The sequence below is a fragment of the Streptomyces sp. NPDC023838 genome, from assembly GCF_040639555.1.
Classification (GTDB): domain Bacteria; phylum Actinomycetota; class Actinomycetes; order Streptomycetales; family Streptomycetaceae; genus Streptomyces.
The window spans coordinates 154149-171199 of record NZ_JBFAAD010000004.1; the positions used below are offsets into that span (position 1 = coordinate 154149).

Here is a 17051-nt window from a genome sequence, read left to right on the forward strand (position 1 = left end):
GCCGCTACCGTGAATGACGAACCGAAAGTGGGGAGGGAGCGGGCATGCGTGGTCTTGGTGATCACCTCAGCATCGGAGAGAGGATCGCGTTTTACCGCGAGCGCCGGGGATATACGCAGCCTGTGCTCGCTGGTCTCGTCGGTCATGGCACCGACTGGCTGTCGAAGATCGAGCGAGGCGTGCGGAAGCCGCCCAGGATCGACAAGCTCGCTGAACTTGCTCACGTACTACGGGTTCCACTTGGCGACTTGATGGGGCAGCCCGTCCTCCTGGAGGACGAGGACAAGCACATGGACGACGTGCCAGCGGTCCGCGATGCATTGATGGCCCGCGGCGACTGTCCAAGCTGCTGTTCGGTCCCACGGCCGAGCGGCAGTTGCCGCGGCCGGACCAAGCGCAGGTCTTCGTCGAACGCAGCTGGAGCGACTACCAAGCCGGCGTTCTTGGAGACGTCATCTCCGCCCTGCCCGGTCTGCTCAGGATCGCCCAGGAGCTGGAAGACCTTCCGCCTGGTGATCAGCGGAGACGTGGTCTCGCCGTCTCGGCTCGTACACATCACCTGGTGGCAACCACCCTCGCCAAGGTCGGCGAGTCCGACCTGTCCTGGCTCGCGGCCGAGCGCGCCATGCGGGCCGCCGACGAATCCGAGGACCCGCTGTCACTCGTCTCCGCCGCCCGATCCGGTACGCACGCGCTGCTGGCCAACGGGCGCTACGAGGACGCTCTCGAACTCGGCAATACCGCCGCCGCCTGGCTCACCAGGCAGGTGCGTGAGGACGACCCGGCAGCTTTGAGCCTTCTGGGCATGATTCATCTGCGAGCCGCTGTGGCCGCCGCCCGTCATCAGGACCGCCCCACCGCCTACTCCCTGCTGGATCAAGCAAATCGGCTCGCCGATCAGCTCGGCTCCGACGAGAACCGCTGGCAGACCTGTTTCGGTCCGACCAACGTTGAGCTGCACCGCCTGTCGATCGAGCTGGACCTGGAGAACATCCCGTACGTTGTCGAGCACGGCGGCATCGACGTCTCCCACATGCCGGCGGAACGCGCCGTGTCCCATCGCATCGACTACGCCCGCGCGCTCTGCCTCAGAGGGCGCGTCGACGAGTCCTTCAGCGAACTGCGGGAGGCCGAACGCACATCGCCGCAGCTCGTGCGGAACAATCCACGTGTACGCGAGACCCTTCGCGACCTGAGGAAACAGTCCCCGGTCACAGGCGGCAGCCACTCGTCCGAGCTGCTGGCCATGGCCCAACGATGCAGGGCGGTGCAGTGAGTCCGATGCAGGGCAAGGTGCTGGGCGTCGTCGGATCGAGCGCCGGCGGAATCGAAGAGCTGCGTACAGGGCTCGTGGTTCCCGCCCTCGCGCAGGGCTGGACGGTCGCGGTCACGCTCACGCCCACCGCAGCCCAGTGGCTCCGCGCGAGCGGGGAGACCACAGAGCTCGAAAGGCTGACCGGCCTCCCCGTGCGGTCTGAACCACGCCTGCCGGGCGGCTCCCGGCCCCACCCGCCAGTGGACTGCTTCGTCGTCGCCCCGGCGAGCGCCAACACCGTCGCCAAGCTCGCCCTGGGGATCTCAGACAGCCAGGCGTTGACACAGATCAACGAAGCCATCGGAACACTGAACCTCCCGGTAGTCGTCTGGCCCCGAGTAAACGCCGCCCACGCCCGGCACCCCGCGTGGGAGGGGCACATCAAAGCCCTTCACGATTCGGAGGTGCGGTTGATCTACGGAGACGAAGTATGGCCACTCGCTGAGCCGCGGGCTGGAATGCCAGCGCGCCGGTACCCCTGGGAAGCCGTACTGGACCAGGCCAGCAGGGCCATCTCCTGACATTCCTCCAATGAGACCGCAAGCGCGAGGAATCGGACCCGGACAGTCTGTCCGGGCCCGTCGCCTCGACGGGCACCAGCCTGAGGGCATCACCGACTACCGGAGGGAACGGATGCCCGATCAGGAATTAAGCGCGACGCTCCCCGGCGCGAGGCCCCGAGGCTGCAGGCCCAACGGCTGCCCGAACTCACGCATGGAAGGGATAGGTGGCGGCAGCGACCACTCGTCTCGACACTCGCCAGAAGCAGCCCTCACGCCGTCGGGCACGGAGTGCCTTGTCGCGAGTGCTGCGAGGAGCGCCCCTGCGCCCACCAGCGGCACCCGGCTCTGCAGCCTCTGCCAATGCCGTCTGAGCCGATACAACAAGGACGAGGTGTGCTCCGGTTGCAGCCGCGGCAACCGGCCGACCGTGCGCAGCATCCCCATGGACGTCTGGCAGTTACCTGATATCCGGGATGCCTTGATCAACCGCGAATTCGGACGCATGTGCCAGTTGATCAGACAGTACGGAGAGGTCCGGCAAGACGACATAGCCGCACTCACCGACCTGAGTCAGTCCTTCCTGTCGATGCTCGAGTCCGGAGCCCGCAAGCTGACCAACATCGACAAGATCATCCAACTGCTGGATGGCCTGCAAGCTCCACCAGACCTCACTGGGCCGATGCTGAGGCCCAGCATGCACTACCCGCCCACTGGCTCCGCTCCGGCAGCTACCTCACGATCCTGACCTCGCCGTGCTGGTTGCCGAGCCAGGGCAGAGACGGCGTCACGAAACCTGTCGCGCACAGGCGAGCGTTCCCTCACCCTGGCTGCATGCCGAAGATCCTTACCCCGCGACTTCAGTACGGCTCCACCGCCACACGCCCCCGCTGGTCCCAGCTTCCTCGACAGGTCCGCGACCTCATCGAATACCACCTTGGCGGTGCCGCACACGCAGAGGAGAGCGCCGGCGGCGGCTTCACCAGCGGGTACGCGGCCGTCGTCCGAGGCGCCCACCACTCCCAGTTCGTCAAAGTCGTCGACGTCCGGAACAACACCGTGGTGGCCGAGTGCTACCGGCGAGAGGCCGTGATCAACGAGGCGCTCCCGCCCACCGTTCCAGCACCCCGCATCCAGTGGATGGACGAGCGCGACGGGTGGCTCGTGCTCGCCTTCGACGCGGTCGAAGGCGGCCACATGCCTGCCGCCCCCTGGAAGGCCAACGACCTCAATGCCACCCTTGCTGCGTACGCGGTCACCGCCGAGGCACTCGCAATACCGTCCGGGGAGCTCGAACAGGTTGGACTGAAGCCGGTCGGCGACAGTGGCGACTTCGACGACTGGCGCACCCTGGCCTCCGGTGGCGCAGGCACGGCACTCTCCTTGTCCGGCTGGGTGCCCTTCGACACGCTGGATCCGATCGCCGAGCTGGAATCGACATGGCGATCGGCGGTGGCTGGGACCGCCGTCCTACACCACGACCTGCGCCAGGACAACGTCCTCCTCGATGCGCACGGCAGCGCGTGGATCTGCGACTGGAACTGGCCCTGCCTGGGGGCCAGCTGGTTCGACCTGGTGCTCCTGTTGGCCTCCGCGTACGCCGACGGCCATGATGCGACCGCGATCTTCGAGGCTCATCCCACAGCCCGCGAAGTGGATGACGACCAGCTCGATGCTGCGCTCGCCGCCCTGTCCGGCTTCTTCCTGGTCTCGGGCGCGCAACCGCCGGCGGACTGGTCTCCGCACATTCGACAACACCAGACCTGGTGTGGCGAGGTGACGCTTCGGTGGCTGGCTGACCGGCGTGGCTGGCCCTTCTGATCTCTCCGAGGTCAAATAATCGTCGACCCCATCGAGGAGTGGGGCGGGCGGGTGTATCAATCATTCCTACACGGACGGATGCTCGGGCTCCACGCATTGTGGAATGCGCGCCATCGAGGTATCAGCACTACGGAGGATCGGTCCTGTGAGTTCGAGTGGCACGTCGAGTCCGTTGAGCAGCATGACTATCTTTTCGATGTTGGTGAGCCTGCGTGTCCCGGACTCAAGCATCGACAGAAATGCCTGACTCAGTCCGGTCAGTTCGGCCAGGTCTTCTTGCTTGAGCGAACCAAGCCTCCGAACTAGTAAGCAGAGAGCGCCAAAGTTTCTTTCCACCAAAGCTGTTCGCACCTCTGCTGACGACCAGATCTGCAGAGGGACGCGTGGCTCACGAGAGACGGAGCGCCATGCACGGCGTGCACAAGCACTGCAGTGGGCATCACTGTTGTACCGACTCAATCGGACATTACATCCTCGGCATCGGTGCTGATGGTCTGCGGCCGTGGCTTCCTTGACTGCGGGGAGTGCCGACACGGAACACCTCTCCTCACTGCGGGAAATGAAATGATGGGGGTGGACGGACGTGAGCTCAGGCGAGAGCGCCTGCAGGAGGCCCCTGGCCTGATCTGCGACTCCGTCAGCTTCGTGCTGCGCGTCCTCCGCACCTCCATTCAGCAGGCCGCTCCCGACCCCATCGAGAAGCCTGGGGCTGCTCTAAGGCCAGCTGAGGCAACGGGAGTTGAGTACATTGCCCGGCGGACTTCTCGGTCTGCTGCGACAATAGGCAAGGAGTAACACAGCACCCCAGAAAATCCTTCCGGGGTCTCTTTCGGCCACGAGGTGATGCTCAGGACATGCGAAGGATGACAGAGCACCTGACCATCGGCGAGCGCGTTGCCTGGTATCGGCGCCGGCGTGGCATTCCCCAGGAGGCCCTTGCCGGTCTCGTCGGACGTACCACGGACTGGCTGAGCAAAGCGGAGAACAACCGGATCGAGCTCGACCGCCTCTCAGTGATCACCTCACTCGCCGAGGCCCTCGACGTCTCCCTCGGCGACCTGCTCGCCGAACCGACCCTCATGGAGTGGTCGAACGACACCGGCCGCCGCACGGTCCCCGCCCTGCGCGAAGCCCTCATGGACTACAAGCAGCTCACGCCACTGCTGAGTTCCCCGTCCGACGACGAACCGCCCGGCCTGGAAGACCTGCGGTCCAACGTGAAGGAAGTCCTCGACGCCTACCAAGCTTCGCGCTACGGCTTTGCGACTCGACGGCTTCCTCTCGTCCTGGCCGATGCTCTCGCCGCGTCCCGCTCGTACTCAGGGGGCGAAGGAGAGGAGGCCCATGCCCAGCTCGCCTTGACCTACCACGGTGCGGCCATGGTGCTGGGCAAGGTTGGAGAGTCGGAACTGGCCTGGATCGCCGCCGACCGCGGGCTGGCGGCAGCGCAACAGAGTGGCCAGCACATGGTGACGGGCTCGCTCTTCCGCGCGGTCACGCACTGCCTCATGGCCACCGGCCGCTTCACAGCAGCGATCCAGCTAGTGAACGATGCGGCGGCCGTCATGCAGCCCGGCCTGGGCAACGCGAGCGACGAGTACCTCTCGGTCTACGGCACGCTCGTCCTCGGCGGAGCCATGGCGGCCGCCAGAGCAGAGGACCGGGCCACTACACAGACCTTCCTCCGGGAAGCCGACGAGGCCGCGCAGCGGCTGGGAGCCGACGCCAACCACCTGTGGACGGCCTTCGGCCCGACCAACGTGGCCATCCACTGCGTCGCCACCGCCGGAGAGCTCGGGGACATCCAGATCGCGGCAGACCTCGGGCAACGCATCGACACCAGCGGCCTCCCCGTGGAACGGCGCGTGCGGCACAGCCTAGAAGTCGCCCGAGCACTCAGCGCCTGGAACCGGACCGATGAAGCCCTGGCCGCCCTGCTCGACGCCGAGCAGGCCGCCCCCGAGCAGGTGCGCCACCACTACCTGAGCCGTGAACTGGTCATCGGTTGGATCCGCGGCACCCGAGGCCGGCCATCCCAGCCCGTGGCAGACCTGGCCCGCAGGCTCGGCGTCGTCGGCAGTTAGAGTCCGTCCCGTGAGTGAGAACGAGCACGAAGCGAAGATGGCCCGCCCGCGCATGGCAGCAGGTGCCCTGTTCTTCAACGACGCCGACCAGGTCCTGCTCGTCGAACCCTCGTACAAGGACTACCGCGACATCCCCGGCGGGTACGTCGAACAGGGTGAGTCGCCACTGCAAGCCTGCGTGCGCGAAGTCCACGAGGAACTGGGCATCAAGCCCCACATCGGCCGCCTGCTTGTCGTGGACTGGGCACCGAACCCGGGCGAGGGAGACAAGGTCCTCTACCTCTTCGACGGCGGCCGCGTCAGCGCAGAGCAGCGCCAACGGATCACCCTGCAAGCCGACGAGCTCCGGGGCTACGACTTCCATGACGCCGAACAACTAGCAGAGCTCACCATCCCCCGCCTCGTACGGCGGATCACCGCTGGCATCCAAGCTCGCATGGATGGCTCTACCGCCTATTTGGAACACGGGATATTGCCAGATGTAGGGGCTTGACCTGGGCCCAATTGGTCTCACTCTGAGTGATGGGCCTCGTTGTTGATCCGCTACGGAAGACCGTGTCCCGCGATACGAGCCACACGCTCGGCCGCGGGACGCGGTCTTTGGCGGGTTACGGGGTGAGCCGGTTGGGTCCGCGGAACAGGAACGTGGCCTCGCGGATGGAGTCCAGGCCGAGCATCACCATCAGCACCCTTCCGAGCCCCATGCCGAACCCGCCGTGTGGCGGACACCCGAAGCGGAACGCGTTCAGGTAGTCCTGCAGCGGCTCGGGGCTCATGCCTTTCTCGGCGGCCTGCCTGAGGAGCACGTCGTAGCGGTGCTCGCGCTGGGCGCCGGTGGTGACCTCAAGGCCCTTCCACAGTAGGTCGAAGCTCAAGGTCACACCCGGGTCGCTGTCAGGGCGCATGTGGTAGAAGGGCCGGATGCCGACCGGGTAGTGCGTGATGAACACGAACTCGTGTCCGGTGGCCTCCTTGATGCGCGCCGAGATGCTCCGCTCACCCTCCGGGTCCACGTCCTCCTTGACCCGCTCCGGGTCCCAGCCGGTCGCGTGCAAGATCTCGTGCGCCTCGGTCATGGTGATACGCGGGAAGGGCGTGGCGGGGACGGTGACCTCGACACCGAAGAGTTCGGCGATCGCCTCACCGTGCGCGTCAGTGGCCTTGGCGATCGCATGCGCGAGCATCTGCTCCTCGAAGACCATCACGTCCTCGACGCCGTCGATCCAGGCCAGCTCCACGTCGACGCCCGTGAACTCGGTGGCGTGCCGGGAGGTGAACGACGGCTCAGCGCGGAAGACAGGCCCGATCTCGAAGACCTTGTCGATGCCGGCCGCGATCGCCATCTGCTTGTAGAACTGCGGCGACTGCGCCAGATAGGCGCTGCGCTCGAAGTAGCCGAGCGTGAAGACCTCCGCACCGGACTCCGAGGCGGTGCCCATGAGCTTGGGAGTGTGCATCTCCGTGGCGCCCTGCGCGTAGGCGTACTCGCGCATGCCCTGTTCCAGGGTGGTCTGCACGGCGAACAGCAGCTGGGTGGCGGGGCGGCGGCGCACGTCGAGGAAGCGCCAGTCGAGACGCTGCTCCAGGCCGGTGTGCTCGTCGATCGGCAACGGCGTCGCGGCCAGGTTCAGAACCTCGACCGTCTCGGGGAGGATCTCCAGGCCGCCGAGTTTGACCTGGGCGGCGTCGACGACGCGGCCGGTGATACGCACGGCGGACTCGGGAGTGAGGGCTTCGAGCTGGGCTTCCAGGGGTCCGTCGTCGCGCTTGTGGGTCACCTGCACCATGCCGGTGCTGTCCCGCACGATGACGAACTGCATCTTGCGCTGCAGGCGGAGGGTGTTCACCCACCCGTAGACGATGACGGTACGGCCGACGTGTTCTCGCAGGTCGGAGACGTGTACGCGGCTTTGGATCACTGCGGTCCTCCGAAGGACATCGTCATGATCCCTTGGGAGTGCGGGCGAGAAGGGAACTCGCGGTACCACCGCACTTTCGCCGCCACGAGGTGGCGGCCTCATTCGGGCCCAGTGACGGGGGCCAACCGGCGGGGCATTGGACCACGACGTGGTCGTTCCTCCCCGCGCTCGGGAGGGTCTTCACCTCGGGGCGCGAGACCACCTTCCCAGTCCCGGCGGCTCTCTCGACTCGCGTGATCCCGGATTACTCGTCTCCGTCAACGCGTTAGGAGCGAGGATAGAGCGGCCAGGGCCAACCATGCCTCAGTTATTCGCCAGGGCCGATGGCGTGACCCCACAGCCGGGGGTACTGCAGGGTCTCGCCGACTGGAACGGGCACCCCCGGCATTTGGTTGCCGCGCCCCGCTGTACCTGCATCCCGTCGTGTTTCTTGAGATGACCTTGGGAGGAGTCGCCCCGGTGCTACGGTCGCCCTCATGCCGCTCTCGGCACCTTCGGCGCGCGCCGTGGACTTGCGAGTTGACTGGTGGACGACGTTCTCGATCACGTCGAGCGGTCCCTTCAAGTCGAGCTGGACCGGGACACGGTGGTACGCAAACGCCGCTCGGTCGGGGCCCGGACGGACCGGCGGACGTGGGTCCGTATCGAGAGGCGCGGGCTCGACAAGATCGGCGTGCAGGGCTGGAACGGCACCGAGTGTGCCGCTCGTCTGGAAGGCATCGTCCAGCCCGTGTGGCGCGGGTGCGTGGTCTGGCGGGACGCGGACGGGTCCGTGATGTGGCGGGCTGATGAGACCGAGCTCTTGCCGAGTGCGCCCATCGGTACTGCGATCCTCAGCGAGGACCCGAAGCTGGAGGATGCCTGGTGGCAGGCGCTCAACGCCTCCCTGGACGCGCTCGCGGCCCAAGACACGAGGCGCGTTGCCACCCCGGACACCCTCACCATCACGCAGGCGCTCGTCACCGAAGCCCTCCGCAGCGTTGTCCCCGGCTTTGACTTCGACACGACCGTCGAGCGGTGGGTGCCGGCCCATGCGGATCTGAGCTGGGCCAACATGACCGCGCCGAAGTTCTCCCTCTTCGACTGGGAGGACTGGGGCAACGCGCCGCGTGGCTTGGATGCTGCCTCGCTGTGGGGCGGTTCCCCGGCCGTCCCCCCTCTGGCCGATCGCGTACGGCACGAGCGGCGCCACGATTTCGAGAGCCGGGACGGCAAGCTGATGACGCTCTTCGCGTGCTCGAAGATCCTCGGGCCTGACGCGCACCCGCAGGACCCCCGGTTGGAGCCCGCGCGTCGCATGGCGGAGCACGTCGCCGCGGAGCTTCAGGCGGGCTGACCACGCGATCGGGCCCGGATGAGGTCCCGGTACTCGCGCACGGTTCGCTCGTCCACTCCGCTGGCCAGGGCTCCCAGCAGTTGGCCCAGGTGGGCGGGATCGTCCGTGCCCACGGCCATGGTGCTGACCCGCGGTAGGCAGTACGCCGCTCGGAAGGCCGCTCCAACCGCAGCACTCGCTGGCAAGGAAAATCAGGAGCGAGCCGGGCAAAGCAGCGACTAGCCTCCGCGCATGTCGAACTCGCCACGTGTCCGCTTCGCCCCCTCACCGACGGGCATGTTCCATGTCGGTGGAGCCCGCTCCGCCCTCTACAACTGGGCACTGGCACGACAGCAGCATGGCCGCTTCGTCCTGCGCATCGAGGACACCGACACCGAACGCAACCGCCCCGAATGGGTAGACGGCATCATCAGCGCCCTTGCAGCCATCGGCATCAGCGACAAGTACTCGGCCTTTGAAGGCCCGTACTTCCAATCGCACAACGCCGACGCACACCGAGAAGCGACCAGCTGCCTCCACAGTGCCGGCCGCGCGTACTACTGCGACTGCGCTCGCGACCAGGTCGTCGCACGCACCGGCTCACAGCACCTCGGATACGACGGGTTCTGCCGCGACCGAGGACTGGAATTCTTGCCGGGGTGTGCGCTTCGTTTCCGCGCCCCTGACGACGGCTTCACCGTCATCGATGACACAGTGCGGGGCCGAACCGAGTTCCCGAACGAAGCCATCGAAGACTTCGTGATCGCCCGAGGCAACGGCACCCCCGTGTTCATCCTGGCCAACACCGTGGACGATATTCAGAAGCGCATCACTCACGTCATCCGCGGTGAAGAACACCTGTCGAATGCTCCCAAGCAGCAGCTTCTCTGGGATGCCCTCGGCACTGCACCCCCTGTCTGGGGGCATTTGCCGGTAATCGTGAACGAGAAGCGGCAGAAGCTATCCAAACGCCGCGACAAGGTCGCACTCGAGGACTACCTCGCCGAGGGCTACCTGCCTGACGCGATGGTGAACTACCTGATGCTCCTCGGCTGGAGCCCTGGCGACAATATCGAGATCAGCCCTTACGCGGAGCTGGAGGCCCTCTTCCGGCTGGAGGATGTCACCAAGTCCTCCGCGTACTTCGACGTGAAGAAGCTCGCCGCGTTCAACGGCGAGTACCTGCGCAACCTCACCGATGCCGAGTTCCGGGACGCGTGCCGACCATGGCTGGAGGCGCCGAAGGCGCCCTGGCCGCCAGATGCCTTCGACGAGGCCGCCTTCCGTACAGTCGCCCCGCTGGCACAGAGCCGCGTGACCGTGCTCGGGGAGGTCACCGAGTACGTCGACTGGATCTTCCTCGAGCAGCCACCCATCGACGACGTAGCGTGGGCCAGGACCATGAAGCTCGGCGCAGAGAGTGTTCTGGCCTCCACTCGGGACCGCTGGAGCGCGGTCGCATGGACGGCCGATGCCCTCAAGGCAGGCTTGGAGGAGGTTGCCGCCGAGCAGAGGCTCAAGCTGGGCAAGGCCCAGGCACCGGTGCGCGTCGCAGTAACCGGACGGGCAGTGGGCCTGCCACTCTTCGACGCTCACAACCGTTCGGGCGGCACGGGCATAGGGGGCTTGCTGGCGGTGCCCGACCGTGGCCCTGCCTCTCGGTGTGGGTCTGCGTACCGGACCGCGGCTCCAGGGGCCAGCCGAGTCTGGCACGAACTACTGCTTTACATCGGCGAGTTCGAGCCGAAGCCGGCCGAGTTGCTACGCGGCGCCGCCACGCCGGTAGCCGGCCCACAAGCGTCCGCCGCACCGAGCCAGCACTTCATCAACCACACCAACCAGACCCTTCTCGCGACCTGCCAGGGCATCGCGGACGGCTTCGCTCAGCTTCTTGCTGAAGCCTGGCTCGGTGGCGTCGACGTGCCGAGCCAGCCATTTCCCACCCCCGAGCCACGCTCCGTTGACCATCAAGGCCAGCTCTGCCGCGCGCCGCGCCAGTTCAGTCACGATAAACACCCGCTCCCCGGCGTTGTCACATCCCGCGAGGTCATCCAAGAGATCGGTGATGGCGTAACGTCGATCCTCTAGCTCCTCCACCGTCGCCTTCGGAACACCAGCCGCCACAAGCCTCTGGGCCTCGGTGGCGATCTTCTCTCCGACACCGTCACGATCGAGGAGCAGTACGCCTTCCGCACACATCCGCAGGAGCGGGGAACGGCGCTTGTCGATCTCGCGCTTGACGAAGGTCCGCCAAGACTCCTCGGTGTGCACGAACAGCTCGACCGGCCAGGGACCGTGCAGGAGGCTCTCCCGGTACGGGGCCGGCGGCCCAGGGAGTAGAACGACTACATCCAAGTCGGACGTGGGCGTGCGCCGCTGCGTAGCGGCACTGCCTCCAAGGAAAGCAGCCCGGGCGGTAGGAAACTTCTCACCGACAACGGCGCGCGCAGCGGCACAGGGACCCATGCAGTAACTATCCAGGCCAAGCTGCACACACGCATCCGGATTTCCCTCAGCCCGGCGACACTGGCTGTGTGCCCGCCGGGACCGCCACCGTGTGGGACGGGCGGAGAATCTACATCCTGTGGGCAAGGGTGCCGTGCGCAGAGCAGCCCGCAACTTCCTGACAGACTGAACCGCAAGAAGTAATCGACTCCCCAGACCGGCAGGCTGTGTCAACCTGCTCTCCATGGCTGAGACGAACACGGCGGGGGCCGAACAACCAGGCGCCAACTGGCAGCTGCGGATGGTGCTCGAGCTACAGGACCTGGCCTCCCGCGACAGCCGCATCCTGGCACTGAAGCCCCACGGCTCCGCAGCCGGTCACCGCCCGCACACCGACCAGTGGTCTGACCTCGACCTGTCCATCACCACCACGGACCCCACCGCAGTCGCCGAGGACTTCGCCCTGAAGATCAGCGCCCGCTACTCGCCTGTGTTCGCCACCAGCCGAAGTGGGACCGCTGCATGCTACACCCTCCGACTCGTCCTCTCCGACCTACGCCGGCTCGACATCACGGCCACAGATCCCACCCCGAGCGGCAGGCCAACCGGAGCCGCACACGAGACAGGCAGCGACGCGGCGAACGCTGTACCCAACTTGATCAACGAATTCCGCTTCGACGCCGTTCTCTCAGCGATCAAAGCGGCCCGCAGAGACGTTCTGATCGGTGCGCACTTGGCGCTGCAACTTGCTCGCCACGTCCTGGTCATCGCCATGCTCCTGCATGATCGCGATGCCGGAACGAACCATCATCGGTTCGGCGACAGCCGCTGGGACGCTTGGGCCTCGCGCCTTGCTGCCGCCCCCACCCCGTACACCCACAGCGACGTCACGGCCGCCATCCGCTTCTACCTCGACGTGTTCGAAGAGGTCTTGTCCGAGTGGGATGTGGTGCTGCCCACGGACAACCGGCCGCTCCGCTCACTCTTGGACGCAGTGGATGAGCAGCTCATGTCTCATCAGACGCGTTGAGCGGCAACAACAACGGCTGTCTCGGCGAAGAAGAACGTCCCTGCGGATGCGGCCTGTTGGAGTGCCGAATACCAGTCTTCGACTTCGACGGGGTCCACCCGCCCTCGCCCTCTCATGGCGGTGGCCCGCAAAGCTCCCCGGACGTCCCCCACCCGGCGCGCTGCATGGCCAGTAAGTTCCGTCGAGTGCGTTACCAGCGTCTCCACATGCGTCCGCTCCAGCGGCGACATGCTCACAAGTCCAGGCAGCTTGCGGCCCATCCGGCCGTCCGAGCTGTCCATCCACGGCGGCGCATCATCCGCGAAGGCGTGGAGGATCTTCCTGTCAAGGGCATCCGGCGCTCCGGAGATCACCAGCGCGTCGAAGTCCGAGTGGGACAGCACGGCACGTCCGCCGGGACGGAGCACTCGCCCTACCTCGTGTAGAAGTGCATCAGGATCTGGTAGGCACTCCAGGAGGTTCGAGGAGATGACCGCGTCCACGCTCTCGTCGTCTAGGGGGAGCTTCTCCCGCAGGTCAGCGGACATCAGCTTGACGGATCCTTCGTGGCGCCGAAGCCGTTCCCGGGCCTTCGCCAGTGACTCGACCTCACGGTCAAAGCCGATGAGCTGTGCTTTGGGGTGCCGCCGCGCGAAGGCCGCCAAAGCGGGGCCGGCGCCGCAACCAAGGTCTACGACGGAGCCCTCCACGGGAAGATCCGCCAGTTCAATGAACCGATCGTGCAAGGTCTCGTTCGTCTCGGACATGCCCCGCCTCCCCGCGCACCGCGGCCAGTGCGCACCTGGTGAAGCAGCCACCATAGGGCGCACGCGCTGCCCGCAGATGTCACTTCTGGTGGTCGACCAGCTCCGTTCTTGGCCTGACGTTGCGGACAAGCGCGCCAAGATGGCCCCGTTGACTCGCTGCATACTTCGGTATGTCATCGCCGCGACGCCAATTCCCTTCCTGGGCCGTCTCCTTGGTGACAGAGGGGCTTAGTGCGGCGTTCGCGCTCGTTGGCCGGGCCTCTCCTGGGCTACGACGTGGTGCGGTTCGCGCTGGTCGCTGAGGCATGAACAAGTTCATCGTGGACTTGGTCAAGCTGCTGCCGCAGCAGAGTCCAGGGGAACGGCTGTGATTGCTCGGCGGGCAGAATCCGTACGCCCCACTCGCGGAGGATCCGGATCGAGCGGCCGTACTGCGGGTGCCCCGCGAGACTGGCGTTGGTCCACGGGGCCACGATGACCGGCAGTCCTGCCCCCAGTGCCTCCGCGGTGACGGCGAGCGCGAGGGTGTCAGCGATGCCGGCAGCGAGCTTCGTGATCGTGTTGAAGGTCGCTGGGGCTATGGCCACTGCTTGTGCAGGGGGCAGCTCCACCGGGTCGTCGGGATCGAACTCCCAGCGCACGGCCAGACCTGAGCGCCGCTCGGCCGCCTCAATGTCTACAAAGCGCCGCCCAGTCGGGCTGGTGATGACATAGGAGTCCCAGTCAGCTGCTCCCAAGGCAGCTGCGAATTCCGGGAGATCGCCAGTCGGGCGTGATCCACACCCCACAAGGTGCAGTACCGGACGCATACGCTACTCCCCTCCAGATGAGGCGATCATGCCACGTATGGGTGCGCACGCGGCGGCGGTGTCAACGGTCATTCCGAACTGCACACGTCACTCCTTGGTGAACGCGACGACCAGGGACTGGACGGTGATGCTGTCGACGTCACGGGGCAGATCGTGGCCACGGTATCGGGCTGCTTCGGCCACTGATGATCACTCGACTGGCAGTGACAGGTCGGCGGCAGCCAGGCGCTCGTACAGCTCGACGAGTGCCGAGCGGTTGCTGCCGAACCGGAGCACCTTGTGGGCAGTCACCGACTTATCCTCTGACCGTGATGACGGTCGGGCGGGCGTATGGATTGGCGGAGGCGCTGCTGGGCGAGAGTCTGCCGCGGCGCTGGGAGCACACGAAGGGCGTGGCAGCCTGCGCGCAGCGGCTCGGGCCGCTGTTCGGGGACCGGAGTGAGGTCCTGGAGGCGGCTGCCGTGCTGCACGATGTCGGGTATGCGCCGCCGCTGGTCGTCACCGGCTTCCATCCGCTTGACGGTGCACGTCATCTGCGGAGTCTCGACGCGGTCGACGATCGAGTCGTGCGCCTGGTGGCGAACCATTCCTTCGCGCTCCTGGAGGCCGAGGAGCGCGGGCTTCGCGCCGAGCTGGCCGACGCGTTCCCGCTGCTCGACGATCCTCTGCTGGTGGACGCGTTGGTGTACTGCGATATGACCACGACGCCGGACGGCGGGCGTACGACGTCTGAGGAGCGGGTGGCCGAAATCCTGGGCCGCTACGGCAAGGACAGTGTCGTCGGGCGGTTCATCCGCCGGGCCGCACCTGAGATTCACGAGAGCGTGGGCCGGGTGCGGGCGGCGGCGAACGAGCTGGGCGTGGTGCTCTGAGTGGCTATCCCAGGTAGGGGTAGGTGCCGGCCAGGTAGTCGCCGATCTGCTGGCGCATGCTGGGGTGGATGTCGTAGTCGTCGAGATCGTCGGGCTGGACGAAGCGGACGCCGTCGGCTTCGTCGTTGATGGTGGGCTTACCGCCGATGGGGCGGCCGATGTAGGTGTTCTCGTACTGCTGGCGGATCTCACCGTCGGTGTAGGCGACGATGTGGTGCGGGTTGGTATAGACGCCGAGGAATCCGGTGACTTCGGCGACGATGCCGGTCTCTTCCTCGCATTCGCGGACGGCGCACTGGGCTGCGGTCTCCCCGATGTCCTGGGCGCCTCCGGGCAGGGCCCATTGGCCGGTGTCGCGGCGCCGTTGCAGGAGGATCTCGCCTTCGTCGTTCACGACGAGCATGTTGCTGGCGGGGATCAGGGTGTTGGCCTTGGGAGCCTTGGGGTCGTTGTAGTACTCAATCCTGCCCACTGCGGTGGTGCTCCTTGCTGTCGGTGTTGTCGGGCGCCCAGAGGCGCGCTGTCTTCCAGACCGCTTCGAAGCTCTCGTCGTACCGGTCGAACCATTCTGCGTTGGCGGTGCGGCGGAGCTGGAAGAGCGGGTTCGCGCTGGCCGGCTGGCCCCAGATGTGGGGGTTGACCAGGAGGTGGTCGTCGTAGCGGAAGATCGAGTTGTACAGCGTCGTGTCGTGCAACCGGATCTCGCAGCCAGGGTGGCCGACGAGGGTGCGGTAGTAGGTGAGCGAAGCCCTGATCTTGGCGGCCAGGGTGTCGCCGATGCCTTCCTCGTGGCCACGGATGCGTACGGCTTCTCCCGTCGGATCGCCGAAGCACAGCCGTACGCGCACACCGGCCTGCGCGCGTTCCTGGAGCATGCGCGCGATGTGGGGGTTGGTCTGGGCGAAGAAGGTGCCGGAAAAGACCAGGACGTCGATCTGCTTCATCGCCCCTAACAGCAGGGAGATCCAGACGTCGCGGGGGACACTCGCGCGGTTCGTGTACGTGTCCGCGATCTCGGACTGGGTAGAACCGAAGCGCGACGTCTTCTGGTCTGCCTCTGGCCACAGGTAAGTCTCGTCCACACGGAGCAAGTTGGCGACGGTCCAGCGATGCCGACGGTGGGGAACCCGGCCGCCGATCCAGCGACTGGCCGTTTTGGGGTCGACGGCGCAGGCTTTCGCCATCTCCGCTACTTCCAGCCCGCGTTGTACGAGTGCGGAGCGCAGTCGCTCATTCACTCAGGTAAGCCAACCGGACCGCCCCGCCTGCCGCAAGAGCATCTTCCGACATCGCGGTGGAACGCCGAGACCTGCGCGTATGCCTACGCTGGCGGTGTGCCACTCATCGTGCTCTGGGACATCGACCACACGCTCATCGAGAACTCCGGTGTCAGCAAAGAAATCTACGCCGCGGCCTTCGCTGCGGTCGCCGGCCGTACGCCTTGCCATCCGGCCCGTACGGAAGGCCGGACCGACCGCTTGATCCTCGCCGAGATGTTCCGGGACCACGAGATGGAACCACCGGCTTGGGAGCGCATCGTGGTTGCCTTGGAGGCCGCGGGTGCGGGGCGTGAAGCGGACCTTGCGGCGCGCGGCCGTGCTCTGCCTGGCGTGCGTGAAGCTCTCGCCGCGGTGGCAGCGGAGCCGGGCGTGGTCTCCTCAGTGCTGACCGGGAACATCGCGGCCAACGCGGGTGTGAAGCTGCGGGCCTTCGGGCTCGATGTGCTCCTGGATATGGCGTGCGGGGCGTATGGGGAGCACTCGGAGGACCGTGCCGCTCTCGTGAAGGTGGCCCGAGAGCACATTCAGCAGGCCCATGGTCTTCCGCACGACACGCCCGTCGTGCTTATCGGGGACACCCCCCGCGACGTCCAGGCCGCCCACGACTCCGACGCTCATGTCATCGCGGTCGCATCCGGCATCCACAGCGTCGACGAGCTGCGGGCGGCCGGGGCGCCTGTCGTGCTTTCTGACCTGCGGGACGTCTCCGCTCTGGTGAGTCATCTGCGTTCGCTGGCCCGCGTCAGCGACTGAAAACGTCCCAGGACGTCCCGGAGAGATCCCAGGACGGCGTTCGGCGTCCTCGCGTTCCACGACAGTCTCTGCGTGTCGTCGGCGGCTGACTCCTCCACGAGCCGCCGGCGCACCCACCCCCTCCGGCTGACTGGGACGGAGCACGCGCATGACGGCACTACT

Annotated in this window: 16 protein-coding genes and 3 pseudogenes; 12 read left to right on the forward strand and 7 right to left on the reverse strand. The window is 66.5% G+C overall.

Annotated elements, in window-relative coordinates:
- Positions 1–44: 44 nt before the first annotated feature.
- The 5 genes and pseudogenes from AB0G17_RS07025 to AB0G17_RS07045 form a co-directional block, all read left to right on the forward strand.
- Positions 45–191 (forward strand): annotated as a pseudogene (locus tag AB0G17_RS07025) (helix-turn-helix transcriptional regulator); the annotation flags it as partial.
- A 371-nt stretch (positions 192–562) separates the two neighbouring features.
- Positions 563–1276, forward strand: coding sequence for a hypothetical protein (locus AB0G17_RS07030; RefSeq protein ID WP_361377220.1), 714 nt, complete (start codon positions 563–565; stop codon positions 1274–1276).
- Between the two features lie 5 nt (positions 1277–1281).
- Positions 1282–1836 (forward strand): flavoprotein, encoded by a 555-nt coding sequence (locus tag AB0G17_RS07035; protein WP_361376745.1) that lies wholly within the window; start codon positions 1282–1284, stop codon positions 1834–1836.
- 424 nt (positions 1837–2260) lie between these two features.
- Positions 2261–2563 (forward strand): helix-turn-helix transcriptional regulator, encoded by a 303-nt coding sequence (locus tag AB0G17_RS07040; protein WP_361376748.1) that lies wholly within the window; start codon positions 2261–2263, stop codon positions 2561–2563.
- 86 nt (positions 2564–2649) lie between these two features.
- Positions 2650–3636, forward strand: coding sequence for a hypothetical protein (locus tag AB0G17_RS07045; protein WP_361376751.1), 987 nt, complete (start codon positions 2650–2652; stop codon positions 3634–3636).
- Positions 3637–3702: 66 nt separating this feature from the next.
- Here AB0G17_RS07045 and AB0G17_RS07050 read toward each other — a convergent pair whose 3' ends face one another.
- Entirely contained in the window at positions 3703–4170 is a 468-nt protein-coding gene (locus AB0G17_RS07050; protein WP_361376754.1) for a helix-turn-helix transcriptional regulator, read from the reverse strand.
- Positions 4171–4499: 329 nt separating this feature from the next.
- On the opposite strand from AB0G17_RS07050, the gene AB0G17_RS07055 reads away from it, so the two are divergent.
- Both AB0G17_RS07055 and AB0G17_RS07060 read left to right on the forward strand, forming a co-directional pair.
- Positions 4500–5720, forward strand: coding sequence for a helix-turn-helix transcriptional regulator (locus AB0G17_RS07055; protein WP_361376757.1), 1221 nt, complete (start codon positions 4500–4502; stop codon positions 5718–5720).
- Positions 5721–5730: 10 nt separating this feature from the next.
- On the forward strand, positions 5731–6213 hold the full coding sequence (locus tag AB0G17_RS07060) for an NUDIX hydrolase (protein WP_361376760.1): 483 nt from the start codon (positions 5731–5733) through the stop codon (positions 6211–6213).
- Positions 6214–6328: 115 nt separating this feature from the next.
- Here AB0G17_RS07060 and aspS read toward each other — a convergent pair whose 3' ends face one another.
- A complete protein-coding gene (gene aspS, locus AB0G17_RS07065; protein ID WP_361376763.1) occupies positions 6329–7639 on the reverse strand; it encodes an aspartate--tRNA(Asn) ligase in 1311 nt (436 codons plus the stop codon).
- A gap of 476 nt (positions 7640–8115) precedes the next feature.
- Here aspS and AB0G17_RS07070 point away from each other — a divergent pair.
- Positions 8116–8975 (forward strand): annotated as a pseudogene (locus AB0G17_RS07070) (hypothetical protein).
- A 276-nt stretch (positions 8976–9251) separates the two neighbouring features.
- Positions 9252–10547 (forward strand): annotated as a pseudogene (gene gltX / locus AB0G17_RS07075) (glutamate--tRNA ligase); the annotation flags it as partial.
- Positions 10548–10715: 168 nt separating this feature from the next.
- On the opposite strand, the gene AB0G17_RS07080 reads toward gltX, so the two are convergent.
- A complete protein-coding gene (locus AB0G17_RS07080) occupies positions 10716–11420 on the reverse strand; it encodes a nucleotidyltransferase domain-containing protein (protein WP_361377187.1) in 705 nt (234 codons plus the stop codon).
- Positions 11421–11643: 223 nt separating this feature from the next.
- Between AB0G17_RS07080 and AB0G17_RS07085 the strand changes: the two genes are divergently transcribed.
- Entirely contained in the window at positions 11644–12429 is a 786-nt protein-coding gene (locus tag AB0G17_RS07085) for a hypothetical protein (protein WP_361376766.1), read from the forward strand.
- On the opposite strand, the gene AB0G17_RS07090 is transcribed toward AB0G17_RS07085, so the two are convergent.
- Positions 12417–13175, reverse strand: coding sequence for a methyltransferase domain-containing protein (locus AB0G17_RS07090; RefSeq protein ID WP_361376769.1), 759 nt, complete (start codon positions 13173–13175; stop codon positions 12417–12419). The two genes, AB0G17_RS07085 and AB0G17_RS07090, sit on opposite strands and share 13 nt — an antisense overlap.
- A gap of 269 nt (positions 13176–13444) precedes the next feature.
- A complete protein-coding gene (locus AB0G17_RS07095) occupies positions 13445–13984 on the reverse strand; it encodes a flavoprotein (protein ID WP_361376772.1) in 540 nt (179 codons plus the stop codon).
- 311 nt (positions 13985–14295) lie between these two features.
- Between AB0G17_RS07095 and AB0G17_RS07100 the strand changes: the two genes are divergently transcribed.
- Entirely contained in the window at positions 14296–14856 is a 561-nt protein-coding gene (locus AB0G17_RS07100; RefSeq protein WP_361377190.1) for an HD domain-containing protein, read from the forward strand.
- A 4-nt stretch (positions 14857–14860) separates the two neighbouring features.
- Here the strand turns inward: AB0G17_RS07100 and AB0G17_RS07105 are convergent, their stop codons facing one another.
- Both AB0G17_RS07105 and AB0G17_RS07110 read right to left on the reverse strand, forming a co-directional pair.
- Positions 14861–15328: an NUDIX domain-containing protein gene (locus tag AB0G17_RS07105; RefSeq protein ID WP_361376775.1), complete on the reverse strand. Its 468-nt coding sequence runs from the start codon at positions 15326–15328 to the stop codon at positions 14861–14863.
- Positions 15315–16094, reverse strand: coding sequence for an XRE family transcriptional regulator (locus AB0G17_RS07110; RefSeq protein ID WP_361376778.1), 780 nt, complete (start codon positions 16092–16094; stop codon positions 15315–15317). The genes AB0G17_RS07105 and AB0G17_RS07110 overlap by 14 nt, the downstream gene beginning before the upstream one ends.
- 96 nt (positions 16095–16190) lie before the next feature.
- On the opposite strand from AB0G17_RS07110, the gene AB0G17_RS07115 reads away from it, so the two are divergent.
- Positions 16191–16889, forward strand: coding sequence for a haloacid dehalogenase-like hydrolase (locus tag AB0G17_RS07115; protein ID WP_361376781.1), 699 nt, complete (start codon positions 16191–16193; stop codon positions 16887–16889).
- Positions 16890–17051 lie beyond the last annotated feature (162 nt).

Bases quoted from the DNA above. Each gene is read 5' to 3' on its own strand.
- AB0G17_RS07085 (WP_361376766.1), top strand. From the start codon at position 11,644: ATGGCTGAGACGAACACGGCGGGGGCCGAACAACCAGGCGCCAACTGG.
- AB0G17_RS07090 (WP_361376769.1), bottom strand. From the start codon at position 13,175: ATGTCCGAGACGAACGAGACCTTGCACGATCGGTTCATTGAACTGGCG.
- AB0G17_RS07035 (WP_361376745.1), top strand. From the start codon at position 1,282: ATGCAGGGCAAGGTGCTGGGCGTCGTCGGATCGAGCGCCGGCGGAATC.
- AB0G17_RS07095 (WP_361376772.1), bottom strand. From the start codon at position 13,984: ATGCGTCCGGTACTGCACCTTGTGGGGTGTGGATCACGCCCGACTGGC.
- AB0G17_RS07055 (WP_361376757.1), top strand. From the start codon at position 4,500: ATGACAGAGCACCTGACCATCGGCGAGCGCGTTGCCTGGTATCGGCGC.
- AB0G17_RS07100 (WP_361377190.1), top strand. From the start codon at position 14,296: ATGACGGTCGGGCGGGCGTATGGATTGGCGGAGGCGCTGCTGGGCGAG.
- AB0G17_RS07040 (WP_361376748.1), top strand. From the start codon at position 2,261: ATGGACGTCTGGCAGTTACCTGATATCCGGGATGCCTTGATCAACCGC.
- AB0G17_RS07045 (WP_361376751.1), top strand. From the start codon at position 2,650: ATGCCGAAGATCCTTACCCCGCGACTTCAGTACGGCTCCACCGCCACA.
- AB0G17_RS07080 (WP_361377187.1), bottom strand. From the start codon at position 11,420: ATGGGTCCCTGTGCCGCTGCGCGCGCCGTTGTCGGTGAGAAGTTTCCT.